At 57.3% G+C, this 21342-nt stretch carries 19 protein-coding genes; 16 read left to right on the top strand and 3 right to left on the bottom strand.

From position 1 onward, the window contains the following. The first annotated feature begins 10 nt into the window (after window positions 1-10). The 12 genes from CSZ94_RS12310 to CSZ94_RS12255 all read left to right on the top strand — a co-directional run bounded on the left by CSZ94_RS12310 (window position 11) and on the right by CSZ94_RS12255 (window position 14352). Complete coding sequence (locus CSZ94_RS12310; protein WP_102121771.1) at window positions 11-631, top strand: isochorismatase family protein; 621 nt, start codon at window positions 11-13, stop codon at window positions 629-631. Beyond that, window positions 628-2592, top strand: a complete 1965-nt coding sequence (locus CSZ94_RS12305; protein WP_102121770.1) for an anthranilate synthase family protein — start codon at window positions 628-630, stop codon at window positions 2590-2592. Before CSZ94_RS12310 ends, CSZ94_RS12305 begins: the two co-directional genes overlap by 4 nt. Continuing rightward, window positions 2583-2915, top strand: a complete 333-nt coding sequence (locus CSZ94_RS12300; RefSeq protein WP_102121769.1) for a hypothetical protein — start codon at window positions 2583-2585, stop codon at window positions 2913-2915. The genes CSZ94_RS12305 and CSZ94_RS12300 overlap by 10 nt, the downstream gene beginning before the upstream one ends. 279 nt (window positions 2916-3194) lie before the next feature. Continuing rightward, the gene (locus CSZ94_RS12295) at window positions 3195-4037 is read left to right on the top strand and encodes a PhzF family phenazine biosynthesis protein (RefSeq protein ID WP_102121768.1); all 843 of its coding nucleotides are present in this window, start codon (window positions 3195-3197) and stop codon (window positions 4035-4037) included. 9 nt (window positions 4038-4046) lie between these two features. Further along, the gene (locus CSZ94_RS12290) at window positions 4047-4679 is read left to right on the top strand and encodes a pyridoxal 5'-phosphate synthase (RefSeq protein WP_102121767.1); all 633 of its coding nucleotides are present in this window, start codon (window positions 4047-4049) and stop codon (window positions 4677-4679) included. A 28-nt stretch (window positions 4680-4707) separates the two neighbouring features. Then, window positions 4708-5766 carry a phenazine antibiotic biosynthesis protein gene (locus CSZ94_RS12285; protein ID WP_102121766.1) on the top strand — a complete coding sequence of 353 codons (1059 nt, stop codon included), beginning with the start codon at window positions 4708-4710 and terminating at the stop codon, window positions 5764-5766. Next, entirely contained in the window at window positions 5766-7163 is a 1398-nt protein-coding gene (locus CSZ94_RS12280; protein ID WP_102121765.1) for an aldehyde dehydrogenase family protein, read from the top strand. The genes CSZ94_RS12285 and CSZ94_RS12280 overlap by 1 nt, the downstream gene beginning before the upstream one ends. A 126-nt stretch (window positions 7164-7289) precedes the next feature. Further along, window positions 7290-8333, top strand: a complete 1044-nt coding sequence (locus tag CSZ94_RS12275; RefSeq protein ID WP_102121784.1) for a 3-deoxy-7-phosphoheptulonate synthase — start codon at window positions 7290-7292, stop codon at window positions 8331-8333. A 76-nt stretch (window positions 8334-8409) separates the two neighbouring features. Next, on the top strand, window positions 8410-8868 hold the full coding sequence (locus tag CSZ94_RS12270) for a transposase (RefSeq protein WP_180977448.1): 459 nt from the start codon (window positions 8410-8412) through the stop codon (window positions 8866-8868). 164 nt (window positions 8869-9032) lie between these two features. Further along, window positions 9033-9743 (top strand): hemerythrin domain-containing protein, encoded by a 711-nt coding sequence (locus tag CSZ94_RS12265; protein ID WP_102121763.1) that lies wholly within the window; start codon window positions 9033-9035, stop codon window positions 9741-9743. A 158-nt stretch (window positions 9744-9901) separates the two neighbouring features. After that, window positions 9902-13567, top strand: a complete 3666-nt coding sequence (locus CSZ94_RS12260) for an amino acid adenylation domain-containing protein (RefSeq protein WP_219725999.1) — start codon at window positions 9902-9904, stop codon at window positions 13565-13567. Between the two features lie 92 nt (window positions 13568-13659). Beyond that, complete coding sequence (locus CSZ94_RS12255) at window positions 13660-14352, top strand: IS6 family transposase (RefSeq protein ID WP_102121761.1); 693 nt, start codon at window positions 13660-13662, stop codon at window positions 14350-14352. Between the two features lie 231 nt (window positions 14353-14583). Here the strand turns inward: CSZ94_RS12255 and ycaC are convergent, their stop codons facing one another. The 3 genes from ycaC to CSZ94_RS12240 form a co-directional block, all read right to left on the bottom strand. Beyond that, window positions 14584-15210, bottom strand: coding sequence for an isochorismate family cysteine hydrolase YcaC (ycaC, locus tag CSZ94_RS12250; protein WP_102121760.1), 627 nt, complete (start codon window positions 15208-15210; stop codon window positions 14584-14586). A 126-nt stretch (window positions 15211-15336) separates the two neighbouring features. Continuing rightward, the gene (locus CSZ94_RS12245) at window positions 15337-15693 is read right to left on the bottom strand and encodes a hypothetical protein (RefSeq protein WP_180977447.1); all 357 of its coding nucleotides are present in this window, start codon (window positions 15691-15693) and stop codon (window positions 15337-15339) included. A 598-nt stretch (window positions 15694-16291) separates the two neighbouring features. Then, complete coding sequence (locus CSZ94_RS12240) at window positions 16292-17101, bottom strand: RepB family plasmid replication initiator protein (RefSeq protein ID WP_102121759.1); 810 nt, start codon at window positions 17099-17101, stop codon at window positions 16292-16294. Between the two features lie 267 nt (window positions 17102-17368). Between CSZ94_RS12240 and CSZ94_RS12235 the strand changes: the two genes are divergently transcribed. The 4 genes from CSZ94_RS12235 (at window position 17369) to CSZ94_RS12220 (ending at window position 21181) form a co-directional block, all read left to right on the top strand. Then, complete coding sequence (locus CSZ94_RS12235; protein WP_102121758.1) at window positions 17369-18061, top strand: IS6 family transposase; 693 nt, start codon at window positions 17369-17371, stop codon at window positions 18059-18061. A 386-nt stretch (window positions 18062-18447) separates the two neighbouring features. Beyond that, window positions 18448-19176, top strand: a complete 729-nt coding sequence (locus CSZ94_RS12230; protein WP_146009794.1) for a hypothetical protein — start codon at window positions 18448-18450, stop codon at window positions 19174-19176. Next, the gene (locus CSZ94_RS12225; RefSeq protein ID WP_102121756.1) at window positions 19173-19961 is read left to right on the top strand and encodes a hypothetical protein; all 789 of its coding nucleotides are present in this window, start codon (window positions 19173-19175) and stop codon (window positions 19959-19961) included. Before CSZ94_RS12230 ends, CSZ94_RS12225 begins: the two co-directional genes overlap by 4 nt. After that, a complete protein-coding gene (locus CSZ94_RS12220; protein WP_102121755.1) occupies window positions 19958-21181 on the top strand; it encodes a tyrosine-type recombinase/integrase in 1224 nt (407 codons plus the stop codon). Before CSZ94_RS12225 ends, CSZ94_RS12220 begins: the two co-directional genes overlap by 4 nt. Window positions 21182-21342 lie beyond the last annotated feature (161 nt).

Genomic DNA, 21342 nt, shown 5'->3' with positions numbered 1-21342 from the left:
AGGAAAAAACATGAGCATCCCAGAGATAGAGAATTACTCGCTGAATACGCCTGAGTTAAGCGCCGTGAATGTAGTTAAGTGGGAACACGAGAGTCGCCGCAGTGTGCTGCTTGTCCATGATATGCAGAGGTACTTTCTGAAAGCGTTCCCGCTTCCGTTGCGGACGAAGCTGATCGAACACTGCCGTGAGCTTATCTCGTATGCGAGGGCGCATGGCATACCGGTTGTCTACACCGCGCAACGCGGTGATATGACGGATAAAGAGCGCGGCCTGCTTTTCGATATATGGGGCAAAGGGATGAGTAGCGCACCTGAGCATACCGCTATAGCCGAGGAGCTGGCGCCGCAGGCGGGCGAAACGGTGCTGGCCAAATGGCGCTACAGCGCTTTCCACGCCACCTCTTTCGACGACATTTTCCGCGAGTACAAGCGCGACCAAATCGTCATTTGCGGAGTGTTCGCGCATATCGGCATACTCGCGAGCGCAGTCGACGCCTATTCGCGGGATATTGAAGTATTTCTCGTCCAGGATGCCATCGCCGATTTTTCGGTGGAGAAGCACGTGCAGGCTTTGAACTACGCCGCCGAGTGTTGCGCGAGAGTGCTGCCAGCGCGAGATGTGCTCAAATGACCGCCTCCCTCGCCGCGGCACAAAGCGTCCTGCGACAAGCGATCGAGGGTGGCTTCAATGCCTATGCGCTGGTCTATCGGCCGGGTCGCTTTGAAGAGCCGACACTGGAAGTGTTAATCGGAACAGAGAAGATCCTTGAGAGCCTGAGCGAACTGGAGCGGATTCAGGACGAGCAGCGCAAGGCAGGTCGATGGGGCAGTCTTCTTGTTGTCCCTTATCGACAGATTGAAGAACGTGGCTTCACCGTCATAGATGATGATGCCCGCTTGCTGGCCATTGCCGTCGATCAGTGCAGAACGATCCCTTTGGAGCAGGCATTTTCGGCCTTGCCCGATGTGCCGGTCAATATCGACAACGCCCATTTTTCGCCGGATGACGAGGCGTACGAAGATATTGTAAAGAAAGTTATCGAGCGGGAAATCGGGGCAGGCGAAGGGGCAAACTTCGTTATCAAACGCACGTTTGCCGGCAATATCGCCGACTACGAGGACCAGGTTGGGCTGACGATTTTCCGCAATCTGCTGCGCCAGGAAAAGGGGGCGTACTGGACGTTCTTTATCCGCTTGGGGGACATCACCCTGGTCGGCGCGTCTCCGGAAAAACATATCAAGGTGGATGGCAAATCGGTGTCCATGACGCCAATCAGCGGCACATATAGGTTTCCGAGTACCGGTCCGACCCAGGACGGGCTGTTGTCTTTCCTTGATGACAGTAAAGAGGAGGACGAGTTGTCCATGGTTCTAGACGAGGAACTGAAAATGATGACCGACATTTGTTCGTCGGCCATCCGAGTCCACGGCCCCTATTTCGTTGAAATGTCGCGGCTCGCCCATATCGGCTACCGCATCACCGGTGAGTCGGAACGCTCCTTATCCGACATTTTGAAGCGCTCGATGTTCGCCCCGACCGTGGTCGGCAGTCCATTGGAAAATGCCACCAGGGTAATTGCCCGCTACGAAACGCGGGGCCGTTCCTATTATAGTGGTTTCGCCGCAGTGGTTGAATCGGGCGGAAACGGCCCGATGCTGGATTCCGCGATAATTATCCGGACCGCTGAAATTTCAAACAGTGGAAGAATGGAGGTCGGTGTTGGCGCCACTCTGGTGCGCGACTCGCATCCCATTTTGGAAATGAAAGAGACCGCAGCAAAAGTGTCGGCGATGCGGAATGCCATGGGAATCGGTTCGGGCGAAGCATCCAACGCGAATGGAACGACGGCCAATTCCGCGGGCGCCGCAAATGCGCTGGCGCCGGGCCCCCTTCCGGCGCAACACAGCAGTTCTTGCTGGTCGGCGCCGGTTCAAAAATCGCTGACGGAGCGGAATGAAAGACTGTCGAAATTTTGGCTGAACCAGGATTTTTCCACTCCGTTTCAAGATGACGGCCCCGCAATCGTTATCCTGGACAATGAAGACGCATTTACTTCGATGATGGAGTATCAACTTCGGCAGAGTGGCTTGGCGGTCGAGGTTAAATCCTATCCGTCGATAGGCACGATAGGCGACCGGGAAGTGCTGATTGTCGGACCCGGGCCAGGTGATCCACGCAAGCTGGACGATCCGCGTGTCGCCACCAGCCGACGACTGATGCTGGCGGCGTTGGAACAAAATCAGCCCTTCATTTCGGTTTGTTTCGGCCACCAAATATTATGTTCCTTACTCGGACTAAAAATTGAACGGCTGGTTTCACCCAACCAAGGATTGCAAAAGGAAATATCGATCTTCGGCCAAACCGAAACGGTTGGGTTTTACAACACATTCGCCGCGGTCTGTGAGGTGGATAGTATTCGTAGCCGGTTCGGCGAGATTCAGGTGTACCGCGATCCGGAAACAAAGCAGGTACACGGGCTAAAAGGCACCAATTTCTGCTCAATGCAATTCCATCCGGAATCAGTACTGACGAAGGATGGATTCAGGATACTCTCTGACGCGGTGTTTTCCATGAGGGCGGTATGTTCGTAGAACTGGCATGGTGGGACCTCAACGCGAATGATCCGGATATCGACTTCCTGGCAGCGAGATTGAACAGCCAGGTTTTGCGGCAATGGGAAGGCGTCCATAACATGACGGCGAAGCTTTGGCTGGTGTCGCGAAATACGCCGCGTTGGGGGGCGTTGATGATTTGGCACGGAGAAAAGCCGGATATTTCAGCAATGCCGCCCAACATTTCGGCGGAAATAATCGGCCGGCCGCCCGATCATCGCACCGCGTTTGACGTGCTGAACGAAGCTTGTCTGGACGGTTGGAGTGTTGCGCCACTGCGTGAGAATACTATTGATAATTGAGCCTCTTGCAAAAGTAACTCGACCGCTTTAAAAATGCCTTGCTGTCTTCGGATTGGGATTTTGGCCTGTCCGCACCAGAACAGCGGGAAAACGCCCTGAGGGTCATTTGATGCGACTGGAGGCATGTGCGAATTTTAAGATTTATACGGGAGCGCTGTAGCGGACAAAAAAATTCTCATTAATGCATCTAAATCGATAAATTTAGTGTATTTTAATTAATGTTTTTCTAAGAAATAGTTTTGCAGGAGGCTCAATTGAATATTGATATATTGGTGAAATATGCATAGATATACTATTGTAAATTCTTTTGGTCGAGAACGATTCACCGGCAACCCGGTCGCAGTCTTCTTTGGATGCGATGACTTGGACGCCGAGAGCATGCAGAAGATCGCCGTGGAACTGAACCTCTCCGAAACGACATTCATTTCCTCGCCATTGAACGGGGGCGATGCGAAGGTTAGAATTTTTACTCCGGTGAACGAGTTGGCCTTTGCCGGCCACCCCCTGCTGGGCACCGCCTTGGCATTGGCGAAGGAACGAGATGTTTCGGAGGTGAAAATTGAAACGGGAAAGGGACTTTTCCGGTTTTCAATCGACGCCGTGAAAGAGCAACCTTTCACCGCTTATGTCCAAATGGAGCAACCCAGCCCGGTCGTTTCCCGTTATGAGCATGAACAAGAGTTGCTTGATGCGCTGGGCTTGGCGCAAAGCACGTTGCCGGTCGACATGTACGATGTCGGCCCCCGACATGTGTTTGTCGGTGTCGAGAATATCGCCGTCCTGTCAAAAATCAGCCCGGACTTAAAGAAACTGGCCAAGTTGCCCAATATGGCGGCGCTTTGTTTTAGCCCGGACGACGAGGGCGGCTGGCGACTGCGCATGTTTTCCCCGGCCTATGGCGTTTCGGAAGATGCGGCGACCGGCTCTGCCGCTGGCCCGCTGGCGCTCCATCTTGCAACATATGGAATGGCGGAGTTTGGGCGGAAGGTAAAGATCATGCAGGGCGTGGAGATGGAAAGGCCGTCGCGCATGGATTCCATCGCCAACATGGTGGAAGGCAAGCCGCGTCTCGAAGCGGGGGGCTATGCTTATCAAGTTGCAACTGGTCAATATTTCATCTAGGGCTAGGATATGAGCAGTGCTTTCGAAAGTATGACGGGAAAAGTGGACCACTCCTTTGGCGAGTACGACAGCGATCCTGCCGATCCGATCGCCGTGGCCCAAAAATGGTTGCAGGAGGCGATAGACGAAAAGGTCCGCGAACCGCGGGCCATGGTGATGGCGACGGCGAACAGCTCCGGGGCGATGTCGTCTCGCGTCATGGCTATTTTGGAGTTTGCGTCGAACGGCGTCGTTTTTGCCACGCACAGCTGCAGCCGGAAAATTCGGGATGTGGCGGAGTCTCCTTTTGCGTGCGGGCATTTCTACTGGCGTGAGCTCGGCCGCCAGCTGTCGGTGAGCGGGGAAGTTAAGCAGCTTAGCCGGGAACGGGCTGTCAAGGAATGGAACAAACGGCCCATCCCCTTGCACTCGATGTCAACGGCATCTCACCAAAGCGAACCTTTGGAGTCTTACGAGCAGTTGCTCGCGGACGCGCAAAAACTCGACGGTATTGGCGCGTTGCCATGTCCGGATCGCTTCCTCGTCTATGTTCTTGAGCCGAAGAGCATTGAGTTTTGGGCGTCGAGCTCCAATCGGATTCACAAAAGACTGCACTGCGAACGGACCGAGACAGGATGGATGAGCGAAAGACTCCAGCCTTAGATTTACTTACTATTTTAGGCGTACATACATGAGCAAAATCGATTTCGAAAAGCATTTGCGCGATGTGATGAATTGGCATTTTTCGCCCGATAGCGGTTCCCCGTTTTGGCTGGAAATGCGCGGCCAGTTGGGCTTCGATCCAGTGAAGGATGTGCATTCATTTTCGGATCTGTCACTGTTTCCGGATATTAGCGACGCATTGCGCGATGTCGCGGTCGAGGACTTGCAGCCCAAGGGACTGGCGGATGCGGCCCTTGCCGGGGTGTTTGAAAGCGGCGGGACGACGGGCAGGGCGAAGCGCGTCGTCGCCTACGAGGAGTGGCTTAAGCAACTCGTCGATTGGCGTTTGACAGGTTTCAATGTGACGCCTGGAGGGGGGCGGAAGAACACTTTGGCGATCATCCCGAGTGGCCCCCACATCGTTGGCGCGATCAACCTCCGCCGTGCCAGGGCACTGGGCGGACATTGCTTCACCGTGGATCTTGATCCGCGCTGGGTGAAGAAGCGGATTCAGGCGGATGATATGGCCACGGTGAAGTCTTACTCGGATCATTTGATCGATCAGGCGGAAGCGATTATTGAAAGCCAATCTATCGCCTATCTGATCGCGACGCCGCCGTTGCTGGAGGCCATAGCGCGTCGCCGTCCCTTGGCTGAATATCTGAATAAGAACCTCGATATGATCACTTGGGGCGGCACGCAAATGAACGCGGACACGCTGGATTATTTGAAGACTTCGGTGTTTCCAGATGTCGATATGACCGCCAGTTACGGCAGCACAATGATCCTGTCCGAAACCAAGGCGCGGGCCGGCCAAGACCACAACGGTTCGCCAATTTTCGACAGTTTTGCGCCCTATGTGCTGCTTGAGGTTGTGGCGCCGGACAGCGGCGTACCCGTGCCATTCTATGAGCGGGGAAGGGTGGTCATGAACCACTTGAGCAAGTTCGCGCTGTTCCCGAATATTCTGGAGCGCGATACGGCGGTGCGCCTTCCTTCGTTGGGCGAGCATCCGGGCGTGGCCGTGTCCGAGGTGAAGCCGGTTGCGGAGGTGGCGGGTACGGTTGTGATTGAAGGGGTGTATTGATGGCGGCGGCCGACGTGGGCGCCGCAGTGGCTTGCCGATACCCTGGAATTCAAACGGTAGAAGCGCGCTGCCTCGGCGTCTCCCACAACTCCCGCCGGCGGGAAGAAGTTCTTGATGTCGCCGGTCGCGTTGTCGGCGATTGTTCGATCATGCCGGGCGTTTATATCCAGGACAAAATCGCGCAGATGCGCGAGGCGCCGTCGCTGACGCTACAACAACGGTATCAGCGCTTGGACAAAGCTGCCCAACTGTACATGGAGGCGACGCTGGCGGGACTGGGGCCGCAAGAGTACATCGCCCTGGTTACTGGCACCACCGGTTTGCCACGAGCAATCGTTGAAGCTTCAGTGGAAAGCATTTCCCATGGTCTCAGCAGTATGCGGGAGATCCTGCGGGCGGCAACCCCGGCCGGTGCTGTCTGGGAGATCGGCGATCCCGCGGCGGAATTGGGTTGTAGTTTGTTTTCAAGACGGGCGGAGGTGCTCTCGGTCATTGCCGCAGGCAATGGTCCGGGCGTGCACGGACTTTGGCCGCAGGCAATTGCAATGGGATACCGCACCTTGGTCAGGCCGTCTTCCCGGGAACCCTTCACCGCCCAGCGCCTGGTGGGCGCGCTCGAGTTGGCCGGCTTGTCCGACTATGTCGCGCTCGTACCTACCGATCACAGTGGCGCAGAGACGTTGATTGCGCAAAGTGATTTGGCGATCGTCTACGGCGGGCCGGATATGGCCGCTCGCTACGCGGGCAATGCAAGTGTCCTGGTACAAGGTCCTGGCCGTTCAAAGCTCATCGTTGGCCGGGATGTCAGCCATGACGAGGCCGTCAGCGTGGTTGCCCAGTCGGTGTTGGGACGCGGGGGCGCGGCCTGCGTCTCTGCCAGCGCGGTACTGGTCGAGGACGATCCCGAGGGATTCGCCAACAAGCTGAGGAAGGCGTTGGCGCACGCCACGCCACGCCAATCTCTTCCTTTTGCGAGGGAGCAGGAGGCCGCCGCGTATGAAAACCTGTTGAAATCGGATGATGTGCCGTGGGTCCATGATCGGGCCTCCGCTTGCGGCGCCCCCTTGAGGCCCCATGTTGCCTTGGTTCGTAGCGCGGCGGACCCTAAAGTCCAGAGGGAGCTTCCCTTTCCTTGCGTGACGGTCGCTCCTTTTGACCTGCGGGAAGATTACGCCGCCTTGTCCGGTTCGCTCGTCGTTACCGTGCTGTCGCGGCAAAAATATCTCATCGAGAGGGTGCTGGCGGACGCTTCAATAAGCAATGTTTATGTGGGCGATATTCCCACTACTTGGATGGACTACCGCGTACCGCACGATGGATATTTGGCTGATTTTTTAATGTGCAACCGAGGCGTACGCGTGAACGCCCAATGGTTGGCCGCCACGGCAGCCGGCTAGGCAAGGTGCATGTCAGCAAGCATGTTGGATTCATTTTCTTTCAGCGTTTCCCCGACGTAGCGATGTTAAAAGGAGTGTCTATATGAGTGATTACGGCCAAGTACCATCGATTTTGGCTTGCGCGAAATGAAAGAAATCGCGCCGCCCTCGCACCTGATCCGTGAATTCGCCGTTGGCGAGCGGGCCAGGCAGACCACCGCCAACGCGCGCAAGGCGCTGCAGCGCATTTTGCACGGCAAGGACGACCGCCTGATGGTGGTGATCGGTCCCTGCTCGATCCACGACACCAAGGCGGCAATGGAGTATGCGCGCCGACTGGCGGCCCAGCGCCTGCGCTTTGCCGACGAGCTTGAAATCGTGATGCGGGTGTACTTTGAAAAACCCCGCACGACGGTGGGCTGGAAGGGCCTGATCAACGACCCCTACATGGACAACAGCTTCCGCATCAACGACGGCCTGCGCATGGCGCGCGAGCTGCTGTGCGACATCAACGAGCTGGGCCTGCCGGCCGGCACCGAGTTCCTCGACCTGATCAGCCCGCAATACCTCGCCGACCTGATCAGCTGGGGCGCGATCGGGGCCCGCACCACCGAGTCGCAGGTGCACCGCGAGCTAGCGTCGGGACTGTCCTGTCCGGTCGGCTTCAAGAACGGCACCGACGGCAACATCAAGATCGCCGTCGAGGCGATCAAGGCCGCCACCCAGGCACACCATTTCCTGTCGGTGACCAAGGGCGGCCACTCGGCCATCGCCTGCACCAACGGCAATGAGGACTGCCACGTCATCCTGCGCGGCGGCAGGGCGCCGAACTACGACGCCGCCAGCGTTGAGCAAGCCTGCCAGCAGATCGCCGGGCTCGGCTTGGCGCCGCGTCTGATGATCGACGCGTCCCACGCCAACAGCTCGAAGAAGCCGGAAAACCAGGTGCCGGTGTGCGCCGATATCGCCGGCCAGGTGGCCGGCGGCGACGGGCGCATCGTCGGCGTGATGATCGAGTCGCACCTGGTGGCGGGACGCCAGGACTTGCAAGCGGGCAGGCAATTGGTCTACGGCCAGTCGGTTACCGACGGCTGCATCGACTGGGCCGCGAGCGTGGGCGTGCTGGAAGGTCTGGCCATGGGAGTGCGCCAGCGCCGCCTGAAAGACGAGTGCTTGATGATGACGGCGTAGGCACGGCGTTGTTGAATAATTCGACTTGTCGCCATAGGAGTGTACAATTTGGCATCATTTTTTCCCAGGTAACCCCTTGCCCTACAAGCACAACGAAGACCGTCGCCACAAATTCGAGAAGCCGCATTACAAGGTGGCGAACTGGCCCGAGTACAACGCCGCGCTCAAGCGGCGCGGCGACTTTACGATATGGTTTACCGAGGAGGCGATTGCCGAGTGGTGCCCAGCCCAGACCGGAGCACGCGGTCGGCCAACAAAGTATTCCAATGTGGCAATCGAGACCGCACTGTTCATACGCCAGTTTTTTCATCTGGCATTACGACAGACCGAAGGCTTCATGAACTTGCTTGCCCGTGCCCTCAAAGTCGAGATCAGCATCCCGGATTTCAGCTGGATTTCCAAGCGAAGCATCGGCTTGCCAAGACATGCCTTGAGCAAAGCCCTGGACCCAGGCAGCGTCGTCATCGTGGACTCCACCGGGCTGGCGTCGATTAATTCAACAACGCCGCTACCTGGCAGATTTCCTGATGTGTAATCGGGGAATCCGTGTAGACGCTCAATGGTTGACGGCTGCGCAACCTGTGCAACCTGTGCAACATTAATAGACTTTTTTGGCTTTCCCTTTATCGCGTTCTCAACAAAATGATCGTCTGGTTGGTACAGATATAAACATTACTTAACATAAAGAAAAATTTTACTATGACATCCATAACAAGCGAAGCTGAACCAAAGAATACTGCTTTATACGTGGCTAATAAAAGATTCAATCTTTATAAAATCATGCATAAATATATTAGAAGTGAAATAAATTGTCTTGCTGAATTGTGTGGGAAAACTGATTTCCTGGATGAGAGGGAATCAACCCTGTTAAAAACCGGTTTTGATAATTTATTTGAACTCCTGTCTTCTCATGCAGAAAATGAAGATAAATATATCCATCCTTTATTGGAAGAAATTAAAAGTGACCAATTACCCGGTGTCATGAAGCAACATGGGATTTTGGAAGCGCTATTTTTGGATTTGAAGAACAATTTGGATTGTCTATTAAATTCAACGACCATCAATGAGGAAGATGTGGATAATTTCTATTTGAAACTTATCCAATTTCAATCATTATATTTTAATCATCTGGATGATGAGGAAACAAAGATAACTCCAGAACTATATCGTAATTTCAAAGACGATAGACTTGTCAACGCAAATTCATTGATGCTGAGAAATATGTCAGCGCATCGCATGATAGCTGTCACAAAAGGTATGCTTTCAAAAATAAATCATCAAGAATTGGTGGCTATTTATTCAGAAATGAAGAAAGCCATGCCTGCTGAGGCCTTTAAACAGATGTGCGCGTTAGCTAAGGAATCACTTGAGACAGAGCCATTTGAAAAAATGATCAAGTTCGTAAACTGATATAAATGGAAAATTCCAGCCAGTATCACACGAAGTTGGTAAGTGAACGCATGCCATGATCCGGCACAGTCGATTTCCCCCCTTCTCTTTCATCGCCGAGCCGGCCATGCAGTGGCTTAGGCAGTACTTTTTTTAAGGATGTTATGCAGGATACGAACATGTCTACCGCGGGAGCCGCCTTTCTGAACGAAGGGGAGGCACACCGTATTCTCATCGAGTGGAACCGGACCGGGCAAGCTTACGACCAGACGGAAACGGTATGGGGGCTCATCGAGAAGCAAGCGCAGGCGCATCCGAAGCGCACCGCAATCATCGATGGCGTCACCGAGATCGACTACGAACGACTGGTGGCCCGCGCGGGTGCGATCGCGGGCGAGCTGGCGATGCGCGGTGTGGCGCCGGGCTCGCTGGTCGGAGTGTGCATGAGCCGCACGTGGGAGCTCGTGGCCACGCTGGCCGGGGTATTGCGGGCGGGCTGTGCGTACGTGCCGCTGGACCCGGAGTACCCGCCCGAGCGGGTGCGCTACATGCTCGAGCACGCGCGCGCTGCGGTGGCCATCGTGGACAGCGAGGTGCGGGCAGCGCTCTGCTCCGGGGTGCCCAAGCTCCTGCGGCTCGCGGAGGTGGAGGAGCGGAGCCCGGCCACGGTGGCCGGGCCGATGGCGCGCGAGCTGGCCTATGTCATTTACACCTCGGGTTCGACCGGGCGACCGAAGGGGGTCGCCGTCGAGCATCGAAGCGTGGTCGCGATGATCCATTCGATGCGCCAGTTACTCGATGACGAGGAACTGGCCGGTGTCCTGGCGGCCGCCTCGGTCTGTTTCGACCCCTCCGTCATGGAAATTCTTGGCACCTTGTCCCTGGGCGGGACGGTGGTGTTGGCGGAAAACGTGCTGGCGCTGCTGGAACTGCAGTCGGCGCATCGGGTAAGGACCGCCATCATGGTGCCGTCGGCAATGCAGGGCTTGCTCGCGGCCGGATGGCAGCCTGAGGCAATCGGCTGCGTTGTGTTTGGCGGCGAAGTGCTCAAACGCTCGCTGGTGCAGCAACTGCACGCACTGCAGCCGGGGCTGCGGGTGGTGAACGTATACGGGCCGACCGAGGACACGGTGTATGCGACCGCGAGCGAGGTCGCGCCAGGTGGGGCGGCCATCACGATCGGCAAGCCGGTGGCGAACTCGCGCTCGTACATCCTGGACGATGACATGCAGCCGGTGCCGGTTGGGGTTTCAGGAGAGCTTTATCTGGCGGGAGACCAGCTGGCGCGGGGATACCTGCACGACGAGGAGCTGACCTTCCAGCGGTTTGTCGGGGCCGATCCGAACGGGCCGATCCGGGAGCGGCGGATGTACCGCACCGGCGATCTGTGCCGGTGGAGCGAAGACGGCGACATCGAGTTCCTGGGCCGGGTTGACCAGCAGGTAAAGATCCGGGGCTTCCGGATAGAGCTCGAAGAGATCGAGTCCACGCTCGAGTCGATGCCTGGGGTGGACGGCGCAGCTGCGGCGGTGGTGGACGCGGGCGGCGGCAAAAAGATGCTCGTGGGGTATGTGGTGGGCCGGCGCGCTGGCCTGGACGAGGCGGCGGCAAGTGAAGCGGCGCGAGCGCACGTGGCGCAGCGCCTGCCCAGGTATATGGTGCCCCAGGTCGTGATGCACCTTGAGGCGCTGCCCCTGCTGCCCAATGGCAAGCTCGACCGCAAGCAACTCCCGCTGCCCGAGCTGGGTCGCCATCATGAGGCAGGCGACTACTGCGCCCTGCATGCCGGTGCCGCCGGCCTGGGGCCCCGCCTGGCGGGCTTGGCGGCGCCAGGGCGGCATGCGGCCCTGCTGTCGATGATCCAGGGCGAAATTGCCCTGCTCCTGCGTTTTCCCGATCCCGGGCATGTGCCGCCGCATCAATCATTCGACTCCCTCGGCCTGGACTCGCTCGACACGGTGGAACTGAGCCACCGGCTGGCCACGGTGCTGGGCCAAAAGCTGCCGGCATCGGTGCTCAACGAGCATCCGACTGCCAGTGCGGTTGCCGATTACCTACTCGATTCGATGGGCAGCGGCGCCGCAGGGCCGGCATCGACAGAGAAGGCGAGCGCCGCAGCCGCGGACACACTGGCCCGTTTTCAGGCGCAAATCCAGTCCGGCCACCCGCCGTTCCTGGCAGCAAAAGCACCTTCCTGGTCCGCCACCGACAAGGGGACGCTGGTGCGCGAGTTCAAGCGCCTGCTGGGCCGCCAGGGCCGCGACCCTTACAGCAAGTTCATGCGCACCGGCAGCGCGCACAAGGGTACTGTCGCCGATACGCATTCCGGTCAAGCCCGCGACTCCATCATCTGGACCACGAACCTGTACCTCGGCCTGAACCGTGACCGGACAGTCATGGAGGCCGCCCGGGCGGCGCTCGAGCGCTTCGGGACCGGGATGGGAACATCGGCAACGGCCTCCGGCCAAACCGATCTGCACCTGCATTTCGAAAAAGCTTTTGCCGAGGCGGTGGGAAAGCCTGCCGCGTGCTTGTTCCCCACAGGCTATACCGCCAATCTCGGGGTTATTGCGGGCATTCTAGGCGACAAGGATCTGATCGTGATGGATCAGCTCTGTCACGCTTCCATCGTGGACGGTGCCCGCCTGTGCGGTGCGACGATACGAACGTTTCGGCACAACGATCCCGCCGACCTGGAATCGATCCTCAAGGCAGAAGCGTCACCGTACCGCACCACCCTGGTGGTGCTCGAAGGCGTCTACAGCATGGGGGAGGGCGCGGCGCCGGTGCGCGACATCGTGCACACGGCGAAAAAATACGGTGCGCTGGTCCTCGTGGACGAGGCGCACTCGTTCGGCTTTTACGGCACGCGGGGCGCCGGCCTATGCGCCGCCCAGGAAGTGACCAGTCAGGTGGATTTCATCATGACGACACTGAGTAAGGCGCTCGGGAGCCTTGGGGGCGTCATTGCCGCCAGCGAGGAGCACATCGCCCTGCTCAAGTCGTCCTCCAGGGCCTATATATATCAGGCTGCATCCACACCTGCCGATATCGCCGCAGCGCTCGCGGCCTTGCGCCGAGTGAGCGAGGACGACACGCTGCGGGAGCGGCTGTGGGATACCACCACCTACATGCGGCAGCGCTTTGCCGAAGCAGGCTACGATCTCGGGACCGGAGACGGCCCCATCGTCACCCCGCATTTTCCCGACAGCGACAAGCTCTATGCGATTGCACGCGGCTTGAATGCGCGTGGCATTCACACGGCGGCGGTCACGTACCCGATCGTGGAACGCGAGCGCGGGCGCCTGAGGTTCATCTGCTCGGCTTCGCACACCCGCGATGACGTTGACCGGACCCTCGAGGCCCTGATCGAGGCCGAACGCGAAGTTGAGGGGCAGGTGCCGGCCGCGCGCGCATTGGAAGGTATGCCGGCCGGTCGAGCAGCAAATGCGGCGCGCGGCACGGGGGCAGGACGCGCCGGCGTAAAAGAGTGGGCCGAAGCGTTTTGCGCCTACCTCAAGGGCGCGCTGGCCGTGACTGCCGGCCCGGCGCCTCAGTTGGCTGTTTCAATCGGATTTCCGGACGATGGAACACCGATCACTATTGTGATCAATGGGCGACACATCGGCTGGGAAGATGCGCACACAACTGAGCAGGCAAGCGCGGCGCCGCGCTGCTCGATCAGACTCACCGACAGCGACGCGATCGCTGCCTTGTGCTCGACCGACGTCCAGGGGTTGCTCGACACCATCATCAAGGGCGCGTGTGTCGTGAACGGCCAGGCCGAGCCATTCATCTGGCTCATTGGGCGGATGGCCGACTGGCAACGCTCGGCGATCGCCTGAGCCAGTAAGATCATCTGGTAGGTTCTGTCGCATTAGCGAGTGCGGCGGGGCCGATCAGGTAGACTGCGGCGCCCGGCCCAGGACGAATCGACATGCTCAACTTCAAAGGAATGCGTTTTCCGATCGATGTGATCCTGGTGTGCGTCCGTTGGTATGCGGCGTATCCGCTGAGCTATCGACACTTGGAAGAAATGATGCAGGAGCGCGGTGTGTCGGTTGACCATTCATCGATCAACCGCTGGGCGGTCCGTTTCCTGCCGCTCATTGAGAAGATGGCCCGCCAACACAAGCGCCCGGTCGGCGGCAGCTGGCGCATGGATGAGACATATATCAGGGTCAAAGGCGTCTGGAAATATCTTTACCGCGCTGTCGACAAGCAGGGCAAGACAGTCGATTTTCTGCTGACGGCCAAGCGCGACATGGCCGCGGCAAAGCGCTTCTTCGACAAGGCCATGGGCGCGAACGGCGATCCGGACAAGGTCGTGATGGACAAGAGCGGCGCCAACAAGGCGGCCATCGATGCGATCAATGCCGGCCGGGACAAGCCGATCCTGGTACGCCAGGTCAAGTACCTCAACAACATCGTCGAACAGGACCATCGTGCGATCAAGCGGGTGACCAGGCCGATGCTCAACTTCAAATCGTTTCGCTCCGCCGGCTCCGTGCTCGCCGGCGTGGAGCTCATGCACATGATCCGCAAAGGGCAGTTCGTGATCGACGGCGCGGATGAAATCTCATTCGCCGACCAATTTTACGCTCTGGCGGGAATGGTCCGTCCAGTTTGAGGGCCCAGCGCCATTCCGGGAAAATTTCGCCTTCGGATCAACAACGCGACAGAACCATTTTAGGTCGGCGCCAACAAGCTCGTGCACGTAAAGCCATGTCGGATTGTTTCCTAAACGGAAACTCGACTATAGACCATTTCCGTCACTGGGCGCGATGCTAGGCTGCAATCACATCGCTTAGCGTGCAATTTTTTCCTCTTTTCCTCTTCTCCCCAAACTGGCGACTGTTTTCTATTTGCTTGCCTTGGCTGCGGTATAACTGGAAATCAAATTGCGGTAGTCTGGGATATGCTTGGAAAACAAGGCCCCCAGTCCATCAACATCATTACGCCAGTCGCGATGCAACTCTCCGGCCAGGCCAAACCATGTCGTTAACTGCGCCCCTGCCGCAGACATTCTGTCCCAGGCGGCTTGGCGGGTAATGTCATTGAACGTGCCGGAAGCATCGGCCACCACAAATACGTCATATCCCTCCGCCAGTGCTGAAAGAACAGGAAATGCTACACAGACTTCAGTGACCACACCGGCAATAATCAGTTGTTTCTTACCGGTGGCTTTGACTGCGTTGACGAAATCTTCGTTATCCCAAGCATTGATCTGGCCAGGGCGAGCAATATAAGGGGCATCCGGGAAAATTTCCCTCAACTCAGGTACTAGCGGACCGTTAGGGCCATCTTCGAAACTAGTTGTCAGAATGGTTGGTAATTTAAAATATTTCGCTAGGTCGGCGAGCGCCAATACGTTATTTTTGAATTTGTCCGGGTCGATGTCGCGCACCAAGGACAACAAACCGGCCTGGTGGTCCACTAGTAGTACGGCAGCCAGGTCTTTGTCAAGGCGTGGATAGGAATTATTCATAGTATTTTTCTTTCATTCATGGTTTTTTAAAATATCGGACTGCGTAGTGAATTCACAGGTGGCAGTCCTGTTCGCCGTTCGTGTTATCACTGCGGCGAATTGGGGAAGAAAATGGAAAATTAGTAATTACCATTCCCACGTTCCTTTCTCGTTTACGATAATTTTTCTTCCCTTTTTAACTATCAAATTTCCTTGTTCCAACACTTCATAATATGAATTTCCGTTTTTAAATTCATAACCTTGGAACTGACAAGGGCTGACACCATCAGGACACATACTGTGTTTAGTTTTACCACGTAGCGTAATGCTTTTTCCACTTTTCCTGCTAGTTCCAAAATAGGTTACGTTGTCACATGTAACATTTCCTTCCTCGCAATTCACCTTAATTTTGACGACAAAAGAAGGTGTTGTGAGTGTGCTCGCAGATGCTTGCTTAGCCAGTAAAATAAATATAAATAAGATGGGAATTTTTATGATTTTCATAATTGTAATTTAAAATTAATGGAAAATTTTATGATCTCTCATAAAATGACTGTTTTAAAACATTACTTCAAAATTTTTCCAAGGCTTGAACGCAGTTTAAGAAGTAAGTTAGAGTTTCAAGTGCAACGGAACGAGACTCGTCAAAGAAAAAATCCTTGATGCGTTCGTACTGTACGGTTGAAATCATTTTCAACCTGACGTAAAGTCATATCGTTATACACATCTTTTTTCATCAATAAAATCAATAGCTTGGCGCTGCTCCTCCGCTGATTCTGGCGCAAGTTCAGACAACCAAGCGGCGACTTTTTGAGTCAAATCACTGGAAGTTTGGCTAATTTTTTTGGCAAATCCTCTGGAAAAATGTCGATTTTTGCCAAATCGGTGCTCATCACAAAAAGATATGTATAACGCTATGACGTAAAGTAGGCGACTCGAACGGCGTCAATATAGGGTCGATTCAGTCATTTGCTGACGCCCGCGCGTCAGCACCTATGACCTCAACTTGACCAACCTGACAAGCCCATCCCTTAACTCTTTTTACGTTTCGTTGCACCTTGAACCCCAATAAATTGCGGTTTGATTTCATAGCTAAATTTTATCAAAACTGCTCATCATTTTCGGTATCGAAGCGCTGTTGGCCAAGCACTTCTAGTTTCTCGCGTGCGGCCTGATCGCTGGCTGTACTGGCAGCCTTGGACTTGCGCTCCCTATCCTTAATCTTAAACACAAAGTCGGTAATGGCGCGACCCGTCTTCTTTGGCTTGTAGCTCACCGTGAGGTCGCTGTGTTTGTTGATCTGGTCTATGGCCGACTCGATCACCCATTTCTTAAAGTCGGCCGTCAACTTGTATTCGTCAGGACCGATCTGGAGCGTCTCGCGTAGCCACGTCAGGTTGAGCGTACGCATGCCAATATCCCGGTGCTGAGCCAGTAGCTCGTAGATGCGTACAGCGTGAGCGCTGGTCATGTTGCCTACCTTCTCCAGTTGATAGGATGTAAACTCAGCCTCTAGGCGCGTGATGTACTTGATGACTTCCGGTGTGAAGATCACTTGAATGTGACCAGCGCCATCAACGTAACTGGCGGCGCTGATCCAGCGGGTCTTCGTTACCCTAGCATGGCCGCTGGCCGGGTCGGTGTCGTGGATCGTAACGCTGCGGTCATACAGTGTGTCCATGGCGTCCTTAAGCTGCCGATAAACGTTCGTCTTGTCGATGCTGTTGATGCTGGGGAACTGTTTGGAGAAAGCATCAGCTGTGATGGTTACGGGAAGATCGGGAAAAAGCGTCTTCTGCTCCTCGCGGCATCGGCATATCGAGTACAGAATTATGCGTTGTTCGTTCATGCCCAGCCGATAGCTGGCCTCAATGAGACGATTTGATTTCACGACCAACTCAGCTTTTTTCATTCTTATAGCTTTTTATGTTAGTAATATGCAGCACATAGTAATTCATTAAAATGAGTTTGTCAAACAGCACATAGTTGACTGTAAAAATCTCATAGTTGACTGTAAAAGTCTCATAGTTCAAAAAAGTAGCCTTACAGGCTGTAAGGCTACTTCAACGCTAAAAGGACTTAAAAGCTACTCCCAACGCTGTCGCGGGTTCTGTCGCATTAGCGAACGTCGACGGGGTAGTCGGGTAAACTGCGGCGCCCGAACCCAGGACAACTCGACATGTTCAACTTCAAAGGAATGCGTTTTCCGATCGACGTCATTCTCGTCTGCATCCGATGGTATGTTGCCTACCCGCTGAGCTACCGGCATCTCGAGGAGATAATGGAAGAGCGCGGCGTGTCGGTCGATCATTCGTCGATCAACCGTTGGGCGATTCGTTTCTTGCCGCTCATCGAGAAGATGGCCCGGAAACACAAGCGCCCGGTCGGTGGTAGCTGGCGTATGGATGAGACGTACATCAAGGTCAAGGGCGTCTGGAAATACCTCTACCGCGCCGTCGACAAGCAGGGCAAGACTGTCGACTTCCTGCTGACAGCGAAGCGTGACATGGCTGCGGCGAAGCGCTTCTTCGACAAGGCTATGGGAGCGAATGGCGATCCACACAAGGTCGCGATGGACAAAAGTGGCGCGAACAAGGCGGCGATCGATGCGATCAACGCTGGCCGCGACGTGCCGATCCTAGTGCGTCAAGTCAAATATCTCAACAACATCGTCGAGCAGGATCATCGCGCCATCAAGCGGGTGACCAGGCCGATGCTCAACTTCAAATCATTCCGATCCGCCGGTTCCGTCCTCGCCGGCGTCGAGTTCATGCACATGATCCGCAAGGGCCAGTTCGCAATCGTCGGCACCGATGCAATGTCGTTCGCCGACCAGTTCTATGCGTTGGCAGGACAAGTCCGTCCAGTGTAAGCCGGGGTCATGCTCAGCATGAAAAAATCCGTACTGGGCTGAACAACGCGACAGAACCTCGCACATTGCCTTCAAAGGCCGATGGCGTACCGTGTTGCGTGATGTCGGGTCAGATGGCTTATGGAAATGGACGGCATATTTTGCCTTTTTTGGGAATAAAGTGCATGGACGAGCGTCGAAAGTGATCTGTTTGGATTAGTTAACTTAATCGCTGCTAAGTAAACTAGACCATACTTGCAGGTAGGTTTATACCGATTAAAATACCTCGACAACCGGCCTCCAGCACCGCTACCATGCTCCTATCTGCAGCCTGGCAGCGTGCCCTGGCGACTCTTTTGACCCAGCACAGCGCGCCTGCGCACGATTTTCCTGAAAGCGTTTTGACCATGCAGCCCTCGCCATCGTTTGTCCTGCCGTCCTTCACCGGCGCCATCACGCTCACACCGGCGTCCGGTGTCGCCGCCACCTTCGGTGCCATCATCCTCGACGCGCCCACCGTCGCCGCCCTCAGCGGCGCCCTCGACGGCGCCAGCGTGCATCTGGTGCACGAGTCCGAGTGTGTCACCCTGCACGTGACGCATCCCGCCCTGGCCAGCAGCGCCGAAGTGACATTGCAGCTGACCCGCCTGCGCGGCAAACCAGTGCTGCACCTCAGCATGGATCAGCTGGTACTGCGCCAGCACGACAGCGGGCTCGACTGCGCCATGCTGGCGCGCATCGTCAGCGCCGCCCAGCGCCATGGCATCGGCCGCCTGACGCTGCAGGTCGTCAGCGGCGAACTGGCCATTGGCCAGGCGCCACTGCGGGATGGCGCCGCTGCCTGGATTGCTCTGGGGTTTGATGCGCCGCTCGCGCTGAGCGACGTCGATTGGGTGACCGCGACGCCGGAGCTGGCCGCGCAGCTGCCCGCGCAATGGATGACGTCGTTGGCCGATCTGCTGGCGCACCCCGATGGCCCGGCGTTGTGGGGCGCCTGTGCGCGCGATGTGACGCTCATCTTCGACTTGCGGCCCGGCTGGGCCGCCTGCACCAAGCTGGCGCAGCGCCTGCGGGAGAGCGGCCGGACGGCCGAGGCCTTGCGCATTGCCGAGCGTGCAATGGGCAGTGTCCAATGAGCCGGCCGCCATTTACCTTGCGGGACGACGAGGCGCGCCTGCTGGTCGAGCAGATGGGGGCCATCATCACGCGCCACGCCCACGACGTGCGCAATCACCGCCCTTTCGTGCGCGACTTCATCGCCGCCGTGCACCACGCCACCGGCAAAACCTACAGCGCCGACATCTATCGGCGCTTGCTGGGCGCGTACGCACCCGAACGGCGGCCCTCGACGACCACGCTGGCGGCAGAAAAAAACCTGTTTGAACAGCAGCTGCCGGCGCTGGCGGGAGCAGCGCCCGTGCTGTCGACACCCGACAGCGCCGAACCGGTCAGTGCGATGCTGCAGCGGGTCGTCGAAGCGGCCCTGGCGCGTGCCGGCGCTGGCGACGCCGAACTGGCCCAACAACAGCGCGCCCACGCTGACTATTTGCGTGAACGGCTCGACAAAGCTGAAAGCGAACTGGCCGCCACCCGCGCCAGTGCCGCGCGCCTGGCCGCGGACCTGCAGGAGGCCGTCAACACCGCCAGCCTGTACCACGAGCAGCTCGGGACGGCGCAAGCGGCAGCAGCAGCGCAGGCGGCGTTACTGGGCGCCCTGCCCCAGGCACTGCAGGACATGCGCCAGTTCGCGCTGCGGGCCATCGACGAGGTGCGCGGTGAAACGCGGGCCGTCAAAGAACGCTGTACGTATTTGGAGGAAACCTTGAAGGAACGTGAATCGCTGCTGGAAAGTTTTAGGCAGATCGCCTACAGCCACGGGGCACCGATCCCTGGCCAGCGCAAGGGAGGACCGGCAGCATGAGTGAGCACGCCATGATCGTTCAGGCTGCCGCACGTGCCCCCGCCCGGGTCGAACCCCACCTGTTCGGCAACGTCGCCGACGACTGGGCCGCGGCCGAGATCTGGCTGGCAGAGGTGGCCGATAATAGCCGCAACGCCTCGCAGGAAACGGTCGCCACCTATCGCTTCCATCTGGCCAAGTTGCGCTGGTATCTCGATCAGGCCGGGGGCCGCATGCCGTCGCAGTGGACCATCGAGGATGTGAAGGCCTTCCGCGACTTTTTAGCCGATCTGCCAGCGTACGCACTGAGCCGAAAAGGGGCGCGCCTGGGCGAGGACGGCTACACCCCCTTCCGTGTCAGACCAGCAGCAAGCAGCCAGGCCGATATCATCCGCTTCGTGCGCGCCATGCTCAGCGCCTTCCATGCAGCGGGCTATATCCGGATTCACCCGATGGCGCTGACGCGGTCGGCCAAGCCGCGCCGGGTCGACGTCACGCGCTCGGTACCGGAAGATATGTATGCCCTCATCCTGGACTGCATGGCAGCGCAACTGCACGCCAACCAGGGCCGTTACCAGCGCTACCTGCGCGACCGGTTTGTACTGGTCTGGCTGCGCGAAACGGGCATCCGCGCCTCGGAGTTGGCCGGCGCCAGGATGGATGCTGTGTACCGCCTGAGTGATCCGAAAACCCTGCGCACCTACTGGATGATGCGGGTCGACGAAGCGCACGGCAAAGGCGCCCGCGCGCGCACCATCCCGCTGACCAAAGAGGCGCTCGATGCCTTGATGGCGTATCGCACCGCGTTTGGGCTCGCCGCCTTGCCGGCGCTGGGGGAGCAGTACGCCCTGGTGCTGTCGACCAAGACGGTCGCCGTGGCGATCGGCGCCGGCCAGGTTAAAGCGACTGCCGACCGGCGCTATTTCGGTGCCTGGGGCGCGGTGACGACCCGACAAGCGATTTTTAAAATTGTTAAAGGGTGCGTGCAAAGCGCGGTGGATTATCTGCAGGACCAGGGCCAGTTCGACGAGGCGATCCAGTTGCGCAAGACTTCGCCGCACTGGATGCGCCATACCTTTGCGAAGGGCGCCCTCTTGCAAGGGCATGACTTGCGCCAGGTCGCCACGGCCCTGGGACACACCAGCCTTGATACCACCATGACCTATACCGAGCAGGATGCGCTCGACCAGATCCGCGCCTGGGAGCAAAATCGGCCTGGGACACTGGCCGAAGGCCAGTGAGCGAATAGATGAGATGGGACAGCTGGGGTGGCGCCGGCCTGGCGCCGCTGTATGCTTAGCAGCGCCGTATAAGGGCGAGTGTTGATGCCGATGCCAAATTGACCCAGGCGGCCGAGAAGAGCTGCTCCACGTTGATGCTGGAAAACCTGGGCCCCATGCGG

It is taken from the genome of Janthinobacterium sp. ROICE36, assembly GCF_002869965.1.
Taxonomy (GTDB): Bacteria; Pseudomonadota; Gammaproteobacteria; order Burkholderiales; family Burkholderiaceae_D; genus Janthinobacterium.
Note: the sequence above shows the minus strand (reverse complement) of the source record. Positions and strands in the feature narration are given on the sequence as shown.

Excerpts from the sequence above, each read along its gene's own strand:
- CSZ94_RS12310 (WP_102121771.1), top strand. The coding sequence starts at position 11 with ATGAGCATCCCAGAGATAGAGAATTACTCGCTGAATACGCCTGAGTTA.
- CSZ94_RS12305 (WP_102121770.1), top strand. The coding sequence starts at position 628 with ATGACCGCCTCCCTCGCCGCGGCACAAAGCGTCCTGCGACAAGCGATC.
- CSZ94_RS12300 (WP_102121769.1), top strand. The coding sequence starts at position 2,583 with ATGTTCGTAGAACTGGCATGGTGGGACCTCAACGCGAATGATCCGGAT.
- CSZ94_RS12295 (WP_102121768.1), top strand. The coding sequence starts at position 3,195 with ATGCATAGATATACTATTGTAAATTCTTTTGGTCGAGAACGATTCACC.
- CSZ94_RS12290 (WP_102121767.1), top strand. The coding sequence starts at position 4,047 with ATGAGCAGTGCTTTCGAAAGTATGACGGGAAAAGTGGACCACTCCTTT.
- CSZ94_RS12285 (WP_102121766.1), top strand. The coding sequence starts at position 4,708 with ATGAGCAAAATCGATTTCGAAAAGCATTTGCGCGATGTGATGAATTGG.
- CSZ94_RS12280 (WP_102121765.1), top strand. The coding sequence starts at position 5,766 with ATGGCGGCGGCCGACGTGGGCGCCGCAGTGGCTTGCCGATACCCTGGA.
- CSZ94_RS12275 (WP_102121784.1), top strand. The coding sequence starts at position 7,290 with ATGAAAGAAATCGCGCCGCCCTCGCACCTGATCCGTGAATTCGCCGTT.
- CSZ94_RS12265 (WP_102121763.1), top strand. The coding sequence starts at position 9,033 with ATGACATCCATAACAAGCGAAGCTGAACCAAAGAATACTGCTTTATAC.
- CSZ94_RS12260 (WP_219725999.1), top strand. The coding sequence starts at position 9,902 with ATGTCTACCGCGGGAGCCGCCTTTCTGAACGAAGGGGAGGCACACCGT.
- CSZ94_RS12255 (WP_102121761.1), top strand. The coding sequence starts at position 13,660 with ATGCTCAACTTCAAAGGAATGCGTTTTCCGATCGATGTGATCCTGGTG.
- ycaC (WP_102121760.1), bottom strand. The coding sequence starts at position 15,210 with ATGAATAATTCCTATCCACGCCTTGACAAAGACCTGGCTGCCGTACTA.
- CSZ94_RS12245 (WP_180977447.1), bottom strand. The coding sequence starts at position 15,693 with ATGAAAATCATAAAAATTCCCATCTTATTTATATTTATTTTACTGGCT.
- CSZ94_RS12240 (WP_102121759.1), bottom strand. The coding sequence starts at position 17,101 with ATGAAAAAAGCTGAGTTGGTCGTGAAATCAAATCGTCTCATTGAGGCC.
- CSZ94_RS12235 (WP_102121758.1), top strand. The coding sequence starts at position 17,369 with ATGTTCAACTTCAAAGGAATGCGTTTTCCGATCGACGTCATTCTCGTC.
- CSZ94_RS12230 (WP_146009794.1), top strand. The coding sequence starts at position 18,448 with ATGCAGCCCTCGCCATCGTTTGTCCTGCCGTCCTTCACCGGCGCCATC.
- CSZ94_RS12225 (WP_102121756.1), top strand. The coding sequence starts at position 19,173 with ATGAGCCGGCCGCCATTTACCTTGCGGGACGACGAGGCGCGCCTGCTG.
- CSZ94_RS12220 (WP_102121755.1), top strand. The coding sequence starts at position 19,958 with ATGAGTGAGCACGCCATGATCGTTCAGGCTGCCGCACGTGCCCCCGCC.